Annotated in this window: 21 protein-coding genes; 13 read left to right on the top strand and 8 right to left on the bottom strand. The window is 69.1% G+C overall.

Annotated elements, in window-relative coordinates:
* Positions 1-12: 12 nt before the first annotated feature.
* A complete protein-coding gene (locus AC1DF4_RS04525; RefSeq protein WP_476911751.1) occupies positions 13-1350 on the bottom strand; it encodes a DUF445 domain-containing protein in 1338 nt (445 codons plus the stop codon).
* A 50-nt stretch (positions 1351-1400) separates the two neighbouring features.
* On the opposite strand from AC1DF4_RS04525, the gene AC1DF4_RS04520 reads away from it, so the two are divergent.
* Positions 1401-2297, top strand: a complete 897-nt coding sequence (locus tag AC1DF4_RS04520) for a glycerophosphodiester phosphodiesterase (RefSeq protein ID WP_476911750.1) — start codon at positions 1401-1403, stop codon at positions 2295-2297.
* A gap of 116 nt (positions 2298-2413) precedes the next feature.
* Positions 2414-2866 (top strand): hypothetical protein, encoded by a 453-nt coding sequence (locus AC1DF4_RS04515; RefSeq protein WP_476911749.1) that lies wholly within the window; start codon positions 2414-2416, stop codon positions 2864-2866.
* 60 nt (positions 2867-2926) lie between these two features.
* Here the strand turns inward: AC1DF4_RS04515 and AC1DF4_RS04510 are convergent, their stop codons facing one another.
* Both AC1DF4_RS04510 and AC1DF4_RS04505 read right to left on the bottom strand, forming a co-directional pair.
* Positions 2927-4519 carry an ABC transporter permease gene (locus AC1DF4_RS04510; RefSeq protein WP_476911748.1) on the bottom strand — a complete coding sequence of 531 codons (1593 nt, stop codon included), beginning with the start codon at positions 4517-4519 and terminating at the stop codon, positions 2927-2929.
* Entirely contained in the window at positions 4512-5459 is a 948-nt protein-coding gene (locus tag AC1DF4_RS04505; RefSeq protein WP_476911747.1) for an ABC transporter ATP-binding protein, read from the bottom strand. The genes AC1DF4_RS04510 and AC1DF4_RS04505 overlap by 8 nt, the downstream gene beginning before the upstream one ends.
* A 110-nt stretch (positions 5460-5569) precedes the next feature.
* On the opposite strand from AC1DF4_RS04505, the gene AC1DF4_RS04500 reads away from it, so the two are divergent.
* From AC1DF4_RS04500 to AC1DF4_RS04480, 5 genes are read left to right on the top strand one after another with little or no spacing between them, the layout of a single operon-like run.
* A complete protein-coding gene (locus tag AC1DF4_RS04500) occupies positions 5570-6028 on the top strand; it encodes a DoxX family protein (RefSeq protein ID WP_476911746.1) in 459 nt (152 codons plus the stop codon).
* The gene (locus AC1DF4_RS04495; protein ID WP_476911745.1) at positions 6025-6765 is read left to right on the top strand and encodes an AzlC family ABC transporter permease; all 741 of its coding nucleotides are present in this window, start codon (positions 6025-6027) and stop codon (positions 6763-6765) included. The genes AC1DF4_RS04500 and AC1DF4_RS04495 overlap by 4 nt, the downstream gene beginning before the upstream one ends.
* A complete protein-coding gene (locus AC1DF4_RS04490; RefSeq protein WP_476911744.1) occupies positions 6762-7073 on the top strand; it encodes an AzlD domain-containing protein in 312 nt (103 codons plus the stop codon). Before AC1DF4_RS04495 ends, AC1DF4_RS04490 begins: the two co-directional genes overlap by 4 nt.
* A 60-nt stretch (positions 7074-7133) precedes the next feature.
* Positions 7134-7325 carry a hypothetical protein gene (locus AC1DF4_RS04485; protein WP_441405122.1) on the top strand — a complete coding sequence of 64 codons (192 nt, stop codon included), beginning with the start codon at positions 7134-7136 and terminating at the stop codon, positions 7323-7325.
* Positions 7325-8050, top strand: a complete 726-nt coding sequence (locus AC1DF4_RS04480; protein ID WP_476911743.1) for a GAF and ANTAR domain-containing protein — start codon at positions 7325-7327, stop codon at positions 8048-8050. The genes AC1DF4_RS04485 and AC1DF4_RS04480 overlap by 1 nt, the downstream gene beginning before the upstream one ends.
* A 26-nt stretch (positions 8051-8076) precedes the next feature.
* Here AC1DF4_RS04480 and AC1DF4_RS04475 read toward each other — a convergent pair whose 3' ends face one another.
* Positions 8077-8709, bottom strand: a complete 633-nt coding sequence (locus AC1DF4_RS04475; protein WP_441405119.1) for a TetR/AcrR family transcriptional regulator — start codon at positions 8707-8709, stop codon at positions 8077-8079.
* A 100-nt stretch (positions 8710-8809) separates the two neighbouring features.
* Here AC1DF4_RS04475 and AC1DF4_RS04470 point away from each other — a divergent pair, with 100 nt between their 5' ends.
* The 5 genes from AC1DF4_RS04470 to AC1DF4_RS04450 all read left to right on the top strand — a co-directional run bounded on the left by AC1DF4_RS04470 (position 8810) and on the right by AC1DF4_RS04450 (position 13406).
* Entirely contained in the window at positions 8810-9157 is a 348-nt protein-coding gene (locus AC1DF4_RS04470; RefSeq protein ID WP_476911742.1) for a thiamine-binding protein, read from the top strand.
* 88 nt (positions 9158-9245) lie between these two features.
* Complete coding sequence (locus tag AC1DF4_RS04465; RefSeq protein WP_476911741.1) at positions 9246-9923, top strand: O-methyltransferase; 678 nt, start codon at positions 9246-9248, stop codon at positions 9921-9923.
* Positions 9924-10083: 160 nt separating this feature from the next.
* Positions 10084-11190, top strand: a complete 1107-nt coding sequence (locus AC1DF4_RS04460) for an acyl-CoA dehydrogenase family protein (protein WP_476911740.1) — start codon at positions 10084-10086, stop codon at positions 11188-11190.
* The gene (locus AC1DF4_RS04455) at positions 11184-12611 is read left to right on the top strand and encodes a PIG-L family deacetylase (RefSeq protein WP_476911739.1); all 1428 of its coding nucleotides are present in this window, start codon (positions 11184-11186) and stop codon (positions 12609-12611) included. Before AC1DF4_RS04460 ends, AC1DF4_RS04455 begins: the two co-directional genes overlap by 7 nt.
* Positions 12612-13406 carry a glycosyltransferase family 2 protein gene (locus AC1DF4_RS04450; RefSeq protein WP_476911738.1) on the top strand — a complete coding sequence of 265 codons (795 nt, stop codon included), beginning with the start codon at positions 12612-12614 and terminating at the stop codon, positions 13404-13406. It begins immediately after the preceding gene.
* A gap of 60 nt (positions 13407-13466) precedes the next feature.
* On the opposite strand, the gene AC1DF4_RS04445 is transcribed toward AC1DF4_RS04450, so the two are convergent.
* From AC1DF4_RS04445 to AC1DF4_RS04430, 4 genes are all read right to left on the bottom strand, one after another.
* Positions 13467-13868 (bottom strand): cupin domain-containing protein, encoded by a 402-nt coding sequence (locus AC1DF4_RS04445; RefSeq protein WP_476911737.1) that lies wholly within the window; start codon positions 13866-13868, stop codon positions 13467-13469.
* A gap of 9 nt (positions 13869-13877) precedes the next feature.
* Positions 13878-14210 (bottom strand): carboxymuconolactone decarboxylase family protein, encoded by a 333-nt coding sequence (locus tag AC1DF4_RS04440; protein WP_476911736.1) that lies wholly within the window; start codon positions 14208-14210, stop codon positions 13878-13880.
* A 55-nt stretch (positions 14211-14265) separates the two neighbouring features.
* Positions 14266-14724, bottom strand: a complete 459-nt coding sequence (locus AC1DF4_RS04435; protein ID WP_476911735.1) for a cyclophilin-like fold protein — start codon at positions 14722-14724, stop codon at positions 14266-14268.
* A gap of 146 nt (positions 14725-14870) precedes the next feature.
* Positions 14871-16073, bottom strand: a complete 1203-nt coding sequence (locus AC1DF4_RS04430) for an MFS transporter (protein ID WP_476911734.1) — start codon at positions 16071-16073, stop codon at positions 14871-14873.
* 150 nt (positions 16074-16223) lie between these two features.
* On the opposite strand from AC1DF4_RS04430, the gene AC1DF4_RS04425 reads away from it, so the two are divergent.
* On the top strand, positions 16224-17123 hold the full coding sequence (locus AC1DF4_RS04425) for a helix-turn-helix transcriptional regulator (RefSeq protein WP_476911733.1): 900 nt from the start codon (positions 16224-16226) through the stop codon (positions 17121-17123).
* The last annotated feature ends 40 nt before the right edge of the window (positions 17124-17163 follow it).

Raw genomic sequence — 17163 nt, 5'->3', positions numbered from 1 at the left:
GGCGCCGGATTGTCAGCCGAAGGCCAGATGCGCCACCGTGAAGATCGCGAGCCCGGCGAGGGCTCCCACCACGGTGCCGTTGATCCGGATGAACTGCAGGTCCTTGCCGATCTGGAGTTCGATCTTCTGCGAGGTCTCCTCGGCATCCCAGCGGGCCACGGTATCGGTGATCACGCCGGCGATGTCCGAGCGGTACGTCCTCACGAGGTACCCGGCGGCGTCGCCGATCCACTTGTTCACCTTGCCGGCCAGTTCGGGGTCAACCACCAGACGGGTGCCGAAGTCATGCACGGCGGCCTTGAACCGGACGGTGAGTTCGCTGTCCGGGTCGTCGACGGCGGAGAGCAGGGCGGCCTTGATGGTGCCCCAGGTGCGGGACGCGAGTTCCCGGATCTCGGGATCGCCCAGGACCTGGGCCTTGATGCCCTCGGCCCGTGCGATCATCACCGGATCATGCTGCAGGTCCTGTGCGAGGTCCTTGAGGTACTTGTCGATCGACAGGCGGACCTGGTGCTGCGGGTCGGACTGCACGGCGCGGGTGAACTTCAGGATCTCCACGTAGACCTTGTCGCCCACGAGCCCGTCCACGAACGACGGCACCCAGGTCGGGGAACGATCGGTGACCAGCCGGTTGACCGTCTCCTGGTTGTCCCGCACCCAGTCCACCGTCCGGTCCACGAGCACGTCCACCAGCGCGTGATGGTGCCCGTCCTCGAAGATCCGCTGGGCGACCCGGCCCACCGGGGGACCCCACGGCGGGGTGAGCAGGTGCTTGCGGACCATGCCCTCGATCACGGCCTGGACGTCGTCGTCGTTGAGGACGGTGAAGGCGCCGCGGATGACGGCGGCACCTTCCTTGGCGACCCGCTCGGCGCCGCCGGGGCCGGAGAGCCAGGTCCCGGCCTTGCGTGCGATATTAACGGAGGCCAGCTTTTCGTGCACCACCTCCTCGGAGAGGAAATTGGTTTCCACGAATTCGCCCAGCGAGGCGCCGATCTGGTCCTTGCGCTGCGGAATGATGGCGGTGTGCGGGATCTTGATGCCCATGGGGTACTTGAACAGAGCCGTCACGGCGAACCAGTCGGCGAGGGCGCCCACCATGCCGCCTTCGGCCGCGGCCCGGACGTATTCGAGCCAGGGGTACTGCTTCTGCAAGGCGAAGGCGACCACAAAGATGATGGCCATCAGGATCAGCAGCGAGAGCGCCAGCAGCTTCATTTTCCGCAGCGCGGACGCCTTCTCGGCGTCCATGGCGGCCAGCGTCTGGCGGCGGGCGGAGCCGCCCGCCACGGCATCTCCGGTGCCGGCGGGGCCCTCCGGACGGGTACTTGGCTCAGTATTCACCTGCATGTGCCCAGCCTAGCCCCGCTTTGGCAGGGGCTGTCGGCTAACGTGTCAGCATGACGACTGACGAGTCCACCGCAGCCCGTCCGCTGGTCTACGCCCACCGCGGTGCGAGCGAAGCCTTCGCCGAGCACACCCGGGCCGCGTATCTGCAGGCAATCGCAGACGGCGCCGACGGCGTGGAGTGCGACATCCACCTCACCCGCGACCAGCATGCGGTGCTGCTGCACGATGCCAACCTGGACCGCACCTCGGACGGTACCGGCCCCGTGGCGGACCGGACCCTCCACGAGCTCCGGCAGCTGGACTTCTCCTCCTGGAAGGGCGCCCGGATTCCGGACGACTACGGCGGCAGGTCCGCCCAGTTCCTGACCCTCCCGGAGCTGCTGGTGCTGCTGCGGAACGCAGGCCGGGAGATCGGCCTGGCGATTGAGTTCAAACACCCCAGCCCCTTCCAGCTCAAGCTCGAAGACCGGGTTCTGGAGGTCCTCTTGTCAGCAGGCTGGGACCCGGCGACGTCCCGGCTGGGGAACATCAAGGTGTCCTTCATGAGCTTCAGCCCGGATTCGGTGAAGCACCTGCTGCGGTCAGTGCCGGCCTCCGCCGTGTGCCAGCTCGTGGACGACATCAACGTCGAGGAAATCCGGGAGGAGCTGGGCCTGGGGGCGATCACCGGCGGGGCGCTGGCGAACGTGATGAAGGCCGCGCAAACCGAGGCCGAGCGGATCCTGGACGACTGCGAGACGGGGCTCGCCGGGCCGGGCATCAACTACGTCAGGGAGCATTCGCGGACCATCCGGCGCTGGCTCGGCTCCGGCCGCCGCTTCAGGGTGTGGACCGTGGACTCGGAAAACGACGTCGCACTCTGCCAGGGGCTCGGGATCCACGAGATCACCACGAACCGGCCCGCGCAGGTCCTCGCCCAGCTGTCGGCCGGGGCCCGGAGTCTCTAAGCGGACGGCGTCACGGCCGGCCGGAACCGTTCTTTCCAGTTTTTCCAAGGGATTCTCCGGGAGTATGCGACGTACTCGGACGGCGTCCGGAGCGGCGACAAACTTGTGGGGGAGCTATGCATCGAACCGGTATTACCCTGATCTGCGCGCTGTTGGCGGGCCCGCTCCTGGTCTCGTGCAACCAGCCGCTGGATCCTCCCGCGGCCGCGGGTTCGTCCGGATCGCCGGAGACTGCGCTGCTTCTTGAAGCGCCGGTACCGTCCGCGGCTGACGTCGATCCCGCGGTGCAACAACGCGTGAAGAATATTTGCGTTGAACAACTTCAGGCGCAGGCCTCCGGCACGGTCCCCGGGCCCAAACAGTTGCGCCCTCAGAAAATCAGACTGGTCAAAGTCGCCTTTCTGGGAGAGATCAAAGAGATCTCACTTCCGGGAAGCGCAACCGGTTACGAGCTGGGCATCGAATTCGCGTTCAAGATGGGCAACGACGATGCAAGGTCTCTGCGGAAATACTGCAGGACCAACTTGAATGACTCAACCGTGGAGTGGCAGGGGATGACGAGCCCCTAGCTGTACTGCCCAGGGACACCTAGCCCCGCGCCCAGCCCCCGGCTCGGGGCCCGACTGCACCTAAGCCGCGAGATCGCGGCGCCGCCAGCCGGCATAGCCCAGTGCTGCGAGAGCCGCAGCCGCCAGGACGAGCGCCACAAGCGCCGGCACACCCCCGGAGTCCACCGGGAGCAACGGGGAATGCCGGAACGGGGACAGGTCCATGAGCCATTCGGGAGCGTTCCAGAGCACGCCGAATTCGCCCAGGGCGACCAGCCCCAGCAGCACGCCCCAGACTGCCCCGGCCAGCCGGGGTGCCCAGCCAAACACCGCCAGGGCCACACTGGTCACCACCCACGCCGCAGGGACCTGGGCCAGTGCGGCCACGGTGCTGCGGCCCACCAGCGCGGCATCGTCGACGGCGGCAGCAGCGCCGACACCGATCGACACCCCCGCCAGCAGGAGCAACACAGTGACCCCGGCCAGGGCAAAGCCGAAGTGGCTGCTCGCCCAGCGGATGCGGGTGGTGGCCGTGCCCAGCAGGGCTTCGGTGTGCCCCGCGGCCTCCTCGCTGCGCAGATGGTTCGCCGCGGACACCCCGAAGGCGGCCGCCAGCACCCCCATGATGCTGATCTCCGCGGCCAGGAAGGCGTCCGTCAGGGCCTCGCGGCCGCCCAGCAGTTTGATCAGATCCTGGGCGTTCGGTGAATTCAGCAGTTCCCCCACGTTGCTGACCAGGGAACCGATCACCACACCGAACAGGAGGAACGCCACGGCCCAGGCCAGCAGCACGCGGTACTGCAGCCGCACCGCCAGGTCCCAGACGCCGGAGAGCGACCCGGCGGACGGCCCGGGACGCTCCGCGCGGAGGCCTGCGCCGAGGTCGCGCCTGGCGCGGAGCGCAAAAGCGGCCGGGACAAGCACCAGGGACAGGGCAACCGGGAGCGCCAGCACCCACCAGCGGTCCCCGGCGAAGGCCCGGATCTGCTGGTTCCACCCGATGGGCGACAGCCAGGAGAACACCGAGGGCCCCGGCTCGGCCAGGTCTCCGACGGCGCGCAGCGCGTAGGTGACGGCGACGAATCCGATGCTGAGCCCGGTGGCGGCCCGGGCGCTGGCGGTCAGCTGGGCAGCCAGCCCCGCCACGGCGCTGAACGCCATCCCCGTCGCGGCCCAGCCCAGACCGAACGCGAGGGAGCCTGCCGCCGGTAACCCGCCGGCAGCCAGCGCGGCCGCCGAAAGCATCCCAAGTGCCACGTTGGCGCCGAGGCTGATGGTGAGCGCGGACGCCAGCGGGGCGTCGCGGCCCAGCCTTCCGCCGCCGAGCAGCTCCAGGCGTCCGCTCTCCTCGTCACCGCGGGTGTGCCGGATGGCGAGGATCACCATGAGGACGGCGAGGATGGCGGTCATGAATGCGGTGTATTTGATCAGCGAGAGGGCGCCGATGGACGTGGGATCGTAGATCCGTCCGAACAGGGCCACCATCGAGGCAGTCGCGTTCAAGGCGGTGGCGGCCTCCACCCGGCTCGCCATGTCCGGGTACAGCTCGGCCCCGGCCAGCGCCGTCGAGTAGGCGATCAGGGCAAAGCCGATGATCCATAACGGCAGCAGCCAGCGGTCCCGGCGTAGTCCGAGCCGGATCAGGACGCCCGTTCCGGCCAGGGTCTCAGGCATCGCCGGACCGCCGCGGGACTGAGGCGACGCCGGCCCCCGTGCCGGAGTCGACGCTGTTCCCGGAGCCGTAGTGGCGCAGGAACAGGTCTTCCAGCGTCGGCGGCTGGCTGGTCAGGGCGTGCAGGCCGGCGGAGGTCAACGCGTGCAGGAACGGTCCCAGACCGGCGGGATCAACCTGGGCGCTGACGCGGTGGTTCGTCACCAGGACGTCATGGACGCCGGGCAGGAGCTCCAATCCGGGCGGCACCGCGGCGACGTCGGCCGTGACCGCGGTGCGGGTCAGGTGCCGCAGCTGCTCCAGCGGGCCGGTCTCCACGACCTTCCCGGCGCGGATGATGCTGACCCGGTCGGAGAGCGCCTCGGCCTCGCTGAGGATATGGCTGCTCAGCACCACGGTGCGTCCCTCTGCGCGCAGTTCGCGGACACAGCCGCGGAACGCGTCCTCCATCAGCGGGTCCAGCCCGCTGGTCGGTTCGTCCAGCAGGAACAGCTCGGCATCGGTGGCCAGGGCGGCGACGAGGGCCACCTTCTGCCGGTTTCCCTTGGAGTACGTGCGGGCCTTCTTGCTGGGGTCCAGCTCAAAAAGTTCCAGGAACCGTTCCCGCCGGGCGCGGTCCTGGCCACCCTGCAGCCGGCCCAGCAGGTCGATCACCTCGCCGCCTGTCAGGTTGGGCCACAGGGCCACATCGCCGGGCACGTAGGCCAGCCTGCGGTGCAGCGTCGCCACATCGCGCCACGGGTCCAGCCCCAGCACCCGGATCGAACCGGCGTTGGAACGCAAAAGGCCCAGCAGGAGCCGCAAGGTGGTGGACTTGCCGGCTCCGTTGGGGCCCAGGAAGCCGTGCACCTCGCCGGCAGCCACTTCGAAATCCAGTCCGTCCAGGGCCGTCACGGCCCCGAAACGCTTCACGACACCGGCCATTTCCACGACACTGCTCATAGTCAACAAGCTACGCCGGATTAATGGGCAGGGACCCCTGCGGAAAGTCCCGTTTTTGGCGCGGGCGGACGCGGTTCGCGGGGGGTCCCTGGCTGTGATTGAGTTGTTCCATGCCATCTCGCTGGTCCGGCCGGGACACCCAGACGCTTTCCGCCGTGGCGATGAGTGCCCTGCTGCTGGCCAGCGCCGGGAAGCACTTCGAGGACCCCGGTTTCTTCGGCCCCGTGGTGCCGGACTTCCTCTGCCGTGACGACTCCGCCGGGCAGTCCAACAGCCCGGCTGCCGTGTTGTCCCGGGAGGAATGGGTGGCGGTCAGCGGCCTGCTCGAGGCGGCCGCCGCCGTCGGGCTCCTGCTCCCGGTGACCCGGCGCGCCGCCGCCGGCTGCGTCACGGCGATGTTCACCCTCTTCCTGGGCGGACATATTGACGCGTTGCGCAAGGCCTACGGCCCGGACGGGACACCCCGCCAGCGCCGGATACACTCCTTGCGGCTGCCGCTGCAGGCTCCGCTCATTGCCTGGGCCTGGAGTCTGACGAAGCCTGTGCTGCGGAATCCGGTCCGGCCGTGAAACTCCTGCAGTCCCCGGCGGTGCGGGTCGGGCTGTCCATCAGCATCGCCACCGGGCTCTATGGGGTGTCCTTCGGTGCCCTGTCCGTCACCTCCGGGCTCGACTTCTGGCAGACCATGGCCCTGAGCCTGCTGCTGTTCAGCGGCGGTTCGCAGTTCGCCTTCATCGGGGTGGTGGCCGGGGGCGGCTCCGGCGTCGCGGCGATGGGGGCGGCCACTCTGCTGGGCATGCGCAACGGAATCTACGGCATGCAGATCAACGCCCTGCTGCAGCCGCGCGGCTGGCTGCGGTTCGCCGCCGCACACGTCACCATAGACGAATCCACCGCCACAAGCACCGGACAGACGGACCCGCTCGAGCAGAAGCGCGGCTTCTGGACTGCCGGTCTGGGCATCTTCGTCCTCTGGAACCTGTTCACCGCCGTGGGCGCGCTGGCCGGAGCGGCCCTCGGGGACCCCAAACAGTGGGGCCTCGACGGCGCCGCCGTGGCCGCGTTCCTGGGCCTGCTTTGGCCCCGGCTCAAGGGCCGCGAGCCGGTGGCGATCGCCGTCGTCTGCGCGCTGGCCACCGTCCTGGCCGTACCGTTCGTGCCCGCGGGGGTGCCCATCCTGGTCGCGGCCGTGGTCGCGGCGGCAATCGGCTGGTTCAGCCATGGCCGCAGTGACGAGGGCCTGGAACCGGACGTCGACCCCTACGCCGAACACCCGCACCCGCGCCCATCGGGGGAAGCGGCATGAACTTGTGGATGTGGCTGCTGCTGTCCTGCGTGCTGGCGTATGCCTGGAAACTCCTGGGCTATCTGGTCCCGGCAAGTGTGCTCCGCGACCCCCGGATGTCGAGGATCGCCGGGACCATGACCATTGGCCTGCTGGCGTCGCTGACGATCGTGAACACGGTGGCCTCGGGCCAGACCCTGGCACTGGATGCGCGTCTGGGGGCGCTGGCCGCTGCCGGCATCGCCCTCTTGTTCCGGGCGCCGTTCCTCGTGGTCGTGATCGCCGGAGCGGGCGCGGCCGCCGGACTCCGGCTGCTGGGCTGGAGCTAGCCGGTCCACAACGGTCTTTAGTCCCTACTTGCCGCCGGGGCCCCGTGAAAGCATTCGAACATGAGCGACAATGACGATCCGGAGGCTGCTGAGCCCGGCAAAGACCAGCATCCCAAGCCGCACGAGCCGTTCGTTCCGCCCGGAGCCGAGTCCACCAGGGAACTGCGCGATGTGTCACGCCGGCGCCGGGAAGCCGAGGAAAAGCTGCAGCACCACCTGCAGGAAGCCAAAGAGAAGCCGGCGGAGGATTAATGCCTAAAACGCGGCTCACGGAGCGTTTGCAGGATCTTGTGCTCGAAAATGACGTGCTGGAGGATTTTCTCCGCCAACTCGCCGTGCTCGCCGCCGGGTTCGCTGCGGCCGAAACCGGGCGGCCGGTGCTGTGCTCGGTGCGGGTGGTCCGGCGGCACCGGCCGCTGGTCCTGGCCGCCAACAACCCCGAGGCCATGATGCTGGACGGATTGCAGGACGGCATCGCGGAGGGCCCGGGGCTGGAGACCCGGAAGACCCGGCAGGCCGTGCTGGTGCCGGACACAACGATGGATCCGAGATGGAGGCGCTACCAGCGGGCAGCCGCCCAGCGCGGGTACCGCAGCGTTCTCGCCATGCCCCTCTTGGAGGACCGGGACGCCGCGGCCACTCTGACCTTCATTTCGACGTCGCCCGAGGCGTTCGACGACGGCGCTGTGGCAGCTTGCGAGACGCTCGCCGTCCGCGCCTCCAAGGTGGTCCGGCTGGCTGTCCGGTTCGAGTCCGCCCAGGGCGTGAACCGCGACCTGCTGCAGGCCATGCGGTCGCGGACGGTGATCAACGTGGCTACCGGCATCCTGATGGCCCAGAGCCGTTGCTCGCAGTCGGAAGCCTTCGAGCTGCTGGCCAAGGTCTCCAACACCCGGAACGTCAAGCTCCGGATCGTGGCCGAGGAAATCCTCCGGAGGTTCGACGGCGCTCCGGCCGGGACAGCCTTCAGCGCCTGAGGCCGCCGTACCGATGGTTCCGGGTGTCAGCCGAGGACAAAGTCGAACGCGGTGCCCGGCAGCGGCGCCTGCGGCGGAAGCGGCCGGTCCGGGCGTTCCGTGCGGATGGCGTCCTCGACGAGGGCGACGGGGCGGCGCCAGGCGTCCGAACCCGCCTCCATGGTGTCCACGACGCCGATCAGCATGGCCAGCAGACGGATCAGGTCCGTCATCGAAATGTCGCTGCGCAGGGTGCCCTGGCCCTGTCCGCGGCCCAGGAGGACGGCCACCGATTCGATCAGGTCGCCCGTGATGCCGGTGAGCAGCCCGCGCCGGCCCGCGACGGCTCCCAGCAGGTTGGCTTCCTCGCTGGCCACGCCCATCAGCGCGTCGATGACCCGGAAGAGACCGTCAGCGGCATCCGGCCCTGCGAGGGCCTCCTCGATGACGGGGTCGACCAGCAGTCCGAGCTGCCGGTGGAGTGCCGCGAGGACCAGATCTTCCTTGTCGGCGAAGTTCCTGAACAGCGTGGCAGGGCCGACTCCGGCGGTCGCGGCGATGGTCTGCAGCGGGACCTCCGGGCCGTGCTCGCGGAAGCACTGGCGGGCGGCGGTGATGATCTTGTCCACGTTCCGCGCGGCATCGGCGCGAAGCGGCCTGCGGTCTGCTACCCGGTTCATTTGCTTAGGTTAGCAACGCGGGGCCGGGCCTGGGAGATTACTCCCGGGTAGTGACTAATGTGACGGTTTCCGCGGCCGGGGCACATGACAGACTGGTGCCATGTTGCTTGCATTTTCTGTCGCACCCTCCGGCCGTCCGGCGCATCCGGGCGTTGACTCACCCGCCGGCTCCGCTGCCGTTCCGGCGGACGAGGCTTCGGTCCATGATGCCGTCGCCGAAGCGGTGAGGATCGTCCGGGAATCCGGCCTGCCGAACCGCACCGACTCGATGTTCACCACAATCGAGGGGGAGTGGGATGAAGTGTTCGACGTCGTCAAGCGCGCCACCGAGGCCGTGGGCCGCTACGGCAGCAGGGTCTCGCTCGTCATCAAGGCGGACATCCGGCCCGGCTACACGGGCGAACTCACCGGCAAGCTGGACCGGCTGGAACAGGCCCTCGGGGACTAGCCGCGCAGTCCCCGGCCGGCCGCCGCCCAGGATTCCGGGCGGTCCGGCGCCCTATCGCGGGGACCGGTCAGCTGGAAGACTGAGGGGCATGTTCGAGCATCAGCCCACTGCCCGCTGGATCGCCGTCGAGGACTTCCTCTCCGAGGCTGTGGTCCGCCCTGACGACTCCCTGAAGCGTGCTGTAACCACCGCCCTCGAGGCGGGCATGCCTCCCATCGAAGTCGCCCCGAATGCGGGCAAGTTGCTGAAGCTTCTTGTGCAGCTCTCCGGCGCCCGCCGCGTGCTGGAGATCGGGACGCTCGCCGGATTCAGCACCATTTGGATGGCGCAGGGACTGCCCGACGGCGGCCGGCTGCTCACGTGCGAATACCTCCCCAAGCATGCCGACGTGGCCCGCGCCAACGTGGACTCCGCCGGGCTGGGCCACCTCGTGGAGATCCGGGTCGGGGCCGCACTGGACACGCTGCAGGCGCTCGCCGACGAGGGGGCCGAGCCGTTCGATTTCGTGTTCATCGATGCGGACAAGGAAAACAACCCGCACTACCTCGACTGGGCCGTCCGTCTGGGCCGGCCCGGTACAGCCATCGTGATGGACAACGTGGTCTGGGAGGGGGGCGTGCTGGAGCCCTCCCTGGACGCGGTCAATGCCCCGGGCATCATCAGTGCCCTGGAAATGCTGGGCAAGGACCCGCGGCTGGACGGCACCGTCATCCAGACCGTGGGCTCCAAAGGCTGGGACGGCTTCGCCCTGGCGAGGGTGCTGTAGCCGCGGGAGCGTCCCGCCGGCCCGGCGTCTGGCATCGAAATTGCCCAAGTGCTAAGTGTGCTTAGATTTAAGGTGCGGGCTGTAGTTACTGAGCGGTAGCCCGGCTGGCCGGCGTGGACGCCGCCGGCACCCGACGCACTTCAAAGGAGAACAGGCCCGAATGAACCGGACCCCCGATTCCTGGCGGCCCCGCGCTGTGAGGATCAGTTCCGCGCCGGAGGACCTGGCCGGGCTCAGCCCCTTGCTGGACGACGCCCGGTCGGCCGTCGGCGACGTCCCGGCGCTGCTGGAGCTGGCCAAAGCCGCGGCAGAAGCCGCCCCGAACCCCGGCGAAGGCCGGACGGCCTTCCTGTGGGAGATCCTGGCCTCCGTCACGGCCGTCGACGTCGCAGCCGGCAGGGCCATCGAACCGCACCTGGACGCCTCGGCGATCCTCGCCCAGGCCGCCGGCCACGCGGCGGTGGAAGGCTGGGAATGCCCGGACTTCGACGGCGTCCACTTCGACGGCGCCTGGGGTGTCTTCGCCGCCGAAGCTGCGGGCCTGCGGCTCGAGGCCAAACCGGCGGAAGGCTGTTTCCTGCTGCAGGGCTCCAAACCCTGGTGCTCCCTCGCCGCCCAGCTGGACCACGCCGTCGTGACCGCCCACCTGGACGACGGCGGCCGGGCAGCCTTCGCGGTCGACCTCCATGCCCCTGGCGTGAGCTTCGCGGACCCGGAATGGACCAGCCGGGGACTCCGGGAGATCCCCAGCGGCACCGTACACTTCGACGCCGTCCCGGCTGTGCCGCTGGGCGACGCAGGCTGGTACTACCGCCGGCCCGGCTTCGCTTGGGGCGGCATGGGCGTGGCCGCCTGCTGGCTGGGCGGCGCCGTCGCGGTGGCCCGCGGCTTCAAGGAATCCCTGATCACAGCGGCCGACGGCGGCCGCGAACCGGACCAGCTCGCGCTGGCCCATCTCGGCGAGATCGACCGTACGCTCACCGCCCTGGCCGGGTACCTCGCCAGGACCGCCGCAGAAATCGACGCCGGGGGACTCTCGGGCGCCGGCGCGTGGAGCGAGGCCCTGCGCGTCCGCGGCAACGTCGCTACCGCCGTCGAACGCATCCAGACGCTGGTCAGCCAGAACCTCGGCCCCGGCCCGCTCGCCTTCGACCCGGTCTACGGAAAGCGCATGGCCGACCTCGCCCTGTACATCCGCCAGCACCACGGCATGCGCGACGACGCCCAGCTCGGTGCCCTCACCCTCAAGGGCGACCACCCATGGTGAGCTTCACGCACCAGGACGCCGGAACCAGCGAGGACGCCTGGGCAGCCAGCGGACTGGCCGCACTTCCGGAGCTGCCGCTCGACGCCGGGGAGCTCGCCGGCCAGGCGTTCATCGTTTTGGCTGCGCACCCGGACGACGAATCCCTCGGCGCTGGCGGGCTGATGGCCCGGTTGCGGGGGCTTGGCGGCCGGGTGACGGTGCTGCTGTGCACGGCGGGGGAGGCCTCCCATCCGGACTCACCCACCACGACGCCGGAACAGCTCGCCACCGTCCGGCTCCGGGAATTCGGCGGCGCGCTCACACACTTGCTGCCGGACCCGGACTGGCGCTTCCTGGCACTGCCGGACGGCCGGCTCGCCGGACACCGGGCGGAGCTGCGGGAAGCCCTGCAGCAGGCCATCGCCGACGTGGCGGCCGGGTCGGGACTGCCGGCGGAGCAGATCACCCTGGTGGCCCCCTACCGGCACGACGGCCACACGGACCACGACACGCTCGGCTCCGCCGCCGCGGAAGCCGCCGGCGCGGGCGGCCACGGACTGCTGGAATACCCCATCTGGTACTGGCTCTGGGCGGATGCCGCGGACCAGGCCTGGCAGTCCTGGCTGCGCCTGCCGCTGGATCCCGCCGAGCAGCAGGCCAAGGCGGCGGCCATGGCCGCCCACACTTCACAGGTCCGCGCCCTGTCCGGGCGGCCGGGGGACGAGGTGCTGCTCCCGCCGTCGTTCCTGGAGCATTTCGAGCGGCCGTTCGAGACGTTCGCATGGCAGCGTCCGGCCGCCGGCGGCGCCGGCAGCTTCGCCGCCGCGGACGCGGAAGGCGTTTTTGACGCCGTCCATACCGGCAACGACGACCCCTGGCAGTACACCACCAGCTGGTACGAACACCGCAAACGTTCCCTCACCCTCGCGGCACTGCCCGGCCTGAACTACACGGCAGGGCTCGAGATCGGCTGCTCGATCGGGACGCTCAGCGTGGAACTCGCGCAACGCTGCACCAGCTTCCTGGCCGTCGACGCGAGCAGCGCGGCGCTGGCCCACGCCGCCCGGCGCCTCGAACACCTGCCCGCCGCCCGGACCCGCCACCTCACGGTCCCGCAGGACTGGCCGGATGGCCGTTTCGACCTGATCGTGGTCTCCGAGGTGGGCTACTACCTCGCGCCCGGCGAGCTGGCTGAGCTGTTCGAGCGGGTCGAGGGCGCGCTCCTGCCCGGCGGTACCCTGGCCCTGTGCCACTGGCGCCACCCCATCTCCGGCTGGGAGCTCGACGGCGACTCCGTCCACGCCGCCGCGCGCCGCCAGCTCGGCTGGGCCGACGCAGGACTCTACCGGGAACGCGACTTCATCCTGGAGGTCCTGATCGCGCCCGTGCCCGGCGAGGATCAGGGTGCGGCCGCCGCCGTCGTGCCGGACACGGGCCGCTAGATGGCCGCCCTTGCCCTGCCGCTGCCCCGCGGACACAGTATCGACCGGATCGCGGTGGTGCTGCCCGCCCACAACGAGGAGGAGTACCTTGGCCGCGCCCTGCTGGCCGTGCAGCGTGCCGCCGACGCCCTGCACCGGCTCCGGCCCGACGTGGACGTCCGGGTGAGCGTGGTGTTGGACAGCTGCACCGACGGCTCTGCCGGCATTGCTGCCGGGTTCGTCGCGGCGGACCGGCGCTTCAGTGCCCTCGAGGTTGGCTTCCGCAGCGCCGGGGCAAGCCGTGCGGCCGGCATCCGGGCCGCCGGCATCGGCGCAGCCCGGCGGAGGCCGCCCGGCAAGCGTTGGACACCCCCGCCGTGGGCGGGACGGACGTGGCTGGCCAACACGGATGCTGACTCGCAGGTTCCGGAAAACTGGCTCGTCCGCCAGCTGGAATTCGCCGAGGCCGGAGCCGACGCCGTGCTGGGCTCGGTGGAACCGGACCCCGCCGGGATGGACCCGGAGCTGCGCCGGCGCTGGCTGGAGCGCCATCCCTTCGAGGAAGACCACCCGCATATTTACGGAGCCAACTTCGGGGTCCGCGCCTCTGCCTACCTGGCCGCCGGAGGCTTCCCGAAGCTGGCCTCGCACGAGGACCGGACCCTGGTGCAAAGCCTCCGGAACCGGGCCTTCACCGTGACGGCCACCGACAGCATGCGTGTCCTGACCTCGGGCCGGATCCACGCCCGGGCCCCTCACGGCTTCGGCGCCTATCTTCGGACCCTGGGACGGCACCGGGCACCCTCGGCCGACTGACGGGACCGGCCGACGGCCGGCGGGTCCGGGGGCCGGAAGGCGCGAACCGGGGCGGTCTACCTAGTTGCCGTTGTACTCGTCATCGGTGATGTGCTCGCCCCAGGTTGTCGTGGTGGTGGGGTCTTCACCGTTCTGAAGCATGGCGATGTGTTCCATGAAGCAACCGGGGGCGGCGGCGTGCCAGTGCTCCTCGCCGGGCGGGGTGTAGAGCGTCTGGCCCGGGTGGACTTCGATGATCCTGCCGTCACGGCCGCTGAAGCGAGCGACGCCCTGGGTGACCCGAAGGTACTGGCCATGCTTGTGGGAGTGCCAGGCGGTTCGTGCTCCGGGGGCGAAGCGGACGGTCGCGACGACCATCGTCTGATCGCTCTCGTGGGGCAGCGCGATCGGGTCGAGCCAGACGTCGCCGGCGAACTGCGCGGCCGGGTTTTTCGCAGTGGGCACGGGGGGTTCGATGTTCATGAGTTTTCCTTACTTGTTGTCGGTGAAGAGTTGCTTGGCTACGCCCATTGCAGCCATGCCCTTGGGCCAGCCGGCGTAGAGCGTGACGTGGGTGATGGCTTCGGTGAGCTCTTTCTGGGTTACCCCGTTCTCGACGGCGCGGCCGAGGTGGAAGCCCAGTTGCTCGGTGTTCCCGCCGGCGGTGAGCACGGCCACGGTGATGAGGCTGCGGTCCCGGGCGGAGAGTTCGGAACGGTTCCAGACGTCCTTGAAGAGCACGTCGTCGGTGAGCTCGGCAAGCTTCGGGGCGAAGTCTCCGAACATTTTTCGGCCGCCTCCGAGCTGCTTGGGCTGATCAGGCATGATGGTCCTTCTTTCGGTGGGTGCACTGCGGCAACTGACATGTAGGTTCCGCCCGTCAGTCGGCTTTACGGATGGTGACGGTGAATCCGTCGGGCTGGTTTTCGATGGCGTCGGCGTTTTCGTAGGTGCCGATGGGCATGATCCCGGTGAAGTAGCCGACGTGCCGGTAGTAAAGGACGAGGCTCTGATCGGGGTCGTAGTACCCGATCGTGAGCGGCGCGGCGTCGCTTCCCTCTGGTGCGCCCTTGAGGTCCAGCGGGGCCGGTAGTTGCGATAGCTTTTCCTGGCCGCCGTGGTCCCGGAACGCCAAGGTCAGGGGAAGCTGGGCCAGGAGCGACGCTGACGTGGCGCTGCCGTCGAGTTCTCCTGCAATTCTCTGGCCCTGGAGCTCGATGACAATCGGTGTGGTGGTTGACGTTGCGGTCGGGGCGGCAGTCGGATCGCTCGCCGGTGAGCCCGGGAAGGGCAGCCGTGTGTCAGCGCTCCCGCCCGGGCTGCCGGTGCAGCCAGTCATAGCAATAGCGGTAGCGATCAGAACCAGTGCAGGCGCCAGGAAGCCTGACCGCGAGGCTTTTCCCGGTGAAAAACGGTGGCGAGTGCTCATAGGTGGATCCTTTCCGGAGATGCGGGGGAGGGCGAGTCTGCGGCCAGTCGATGTTGTTAGAAGCGGGCGGGGAATGCGGTGCGGCGTCCGTAAATGGTCAGGATGAGTGCGGCCAGGCCGGCGACGATCATCACGACCGCAAGGACCAGGCCGCTGAAATTCGTCAGCAGGGCGGCGCCGAGGATGCCGGCGGTGAAGATGGCAAGGTTGAACGCTACCGGCAGGAACGAGTTGGCTACATCCGAGTCCGCGCCTCCGGTTGTGGTGAGGGCGGCCTGAAGCTGGGCGGAGGCCCCGCCGAATGTGGTCCCCCACAGCAGGGTCGCGGCGATGATCGCCGGGGCCGATGTGTGGCCGACCAGCAGCACCACCGCGGCTGCGATGAACAAGGTGATGCTGCCGTGCAGCAGCGGGCGGGGATGGCGGTCCAGGAGGGCGCCGGTGATGATGATGCCGGCGATCGAGGCGACCCCGAAGATGAAGAGTTCGACGTCGGCCGTCAGGCTGCCGCCGGCGGTCCGCAAATACGGGGCGATGTACGTGTAGATGGTGTTGTGGGCCAGCATCCAGGTGAAGATGACGGCCAGGATCACGGCGATGCCGGGGATCCGGAACACCCGCAGCAGCGGAAGCCTGGAGGTGCCGGGTTGCCCCTCGGCGTCGGGCGCGGCCGCGGCGATGAAGACCCCGGCGAGGAGGGCCACAGCGGTGAGTCCGGCGAAGGCCCACCGCCAGTCGAACGTCGTTCCGAGCCAGGACCCCAGGGGTGTGCCAAGGGCGAATCCGACCGGTGCCCCGACCGAGACGATCGCCAGTGAGAGCCCTGCCCGGGAGGACGGGCTGATCTTGCGGCCATAGGCGGCCAGCATCCCCCAGATGATTCCCGAGAAGGCGCCGGCGACGAAACGCGACACCAGCGACAGGGTCACGTCGCTCGAGAGGGCGGTTACGCTGTTGGCCAGGATGAGGCCGAGGATCGCGCCGAGGAGCAACGGCTTCCGGCGCATGCCCCGGGTCAGGGTGATGGCGGGGATCGTGATGATCACCGTGCCCATGGCGTAGGCGCTGACGAACAGTCCGACGGTGCCTTCGCTGGTTCTCATTCCGGCGGCGATAGCGGGCAGGAGCCCGGCCGGCATGGTCTCCATCGCGACGAGGACGAAGCCGATGACCGCGAGGGCGGCCAGAGTGGCGAGCGGCAGTTGTTTCGCCTGCTCAACAGCTGCCGGGGCCGGCGCCGGGAGGGTGGTGGTGTCCATATGCTCTCCTTGCCCGCAGCGGAAGCGGACGGGTTGTGTGCTGGGAATCTTTATCCAGTCAACAGGCGATGCTGTCCGGGCGGGAGTCACTGTCAAGGGGTGTACCAGCAGGGGACCCCACCGAAGTTCGCAGGGACGTATTCTCATGGCATGGACAACAAAGCCGAGGTACGCGAGTTCCTGATGTCGCGCCGCGCAAAGGTCACCCCCGAACAGGCCGGACTTCCCGCCGGGCCGAACAGACGCGTTGCCGGGCTTCGCCGCACAGAAGTTGCGGCACTCGCCGACGTCAGCGTCGAGTACTACGCCAAGCTGGAACGTGGTGCTATCGGCGGAGCCTCCTCGTCCGTGCTTGACGCCATCGCCCGCGCCCTTCTCCTCGATGACACGGAACGAACCCACCTCTTCGACCTCGCCCGCGCAGCTGACGGCATTCCGCTATCCGGGCGTCCCCGCCGGCGATCCACGAATAACGCCATCAGTCGACCCAGTCTGCACTGGGTGCTCAACACAATTACCGACGGCGTTGCCTTCGTTCGCGACCAGCACCAGGACCTCCTAGCTACGAACGAGCTCGGCAGGGCCTTCTATGCGCCCCTCATCGGCGCCGGCGGTCGTACCCCGAACCTGGCCCGGTTCCAGTTCCTCGACCCTGCATCCCGCGATTTTTATCCTGACTGGGAGCTCTTCGCTGAGATGTGCGTGGCGATCATGCGGGCCGAAGCCGGCCGTGACCCCCACGACAAGGGGCTCCAGGACCTCGTTGGTGAGCTGTCCACGCGCAGCGATGTATTCCGGCAGCTGTGGGGCGCGCATGACGTTCGGACCCACGGGACCGGCACAAAACGATTCAACCACCCGGTCGTCGGCGAACTCACTCTCGCCTACGAAGAACTCATTATCACTGCCGACCCAGGCTGCGTCCTTATGATCTACACCGCCGAGCCCGGCTCGCCCAGCGCTGAGCGCCTGCGGCTACTCGCCAGCTGGGCAGCTACCGGATCCATAGCGGCTGCGCCCCGTCAGGAAACCTCCAATAGGGGCTGGTAACTTCTCTGTGTTGGTACGGTCGGCCACCAACCGGCCGCCC

The sequence above is a fragment of the Arthrobacter sp. 05N429 genome (genome assembly GCF_056397045.1).
The sequence above is the reverse complement of the archived record's forward strand: the minus strand, read 5'-3'. Positions and strand labels throughout refer to the sequence as shown.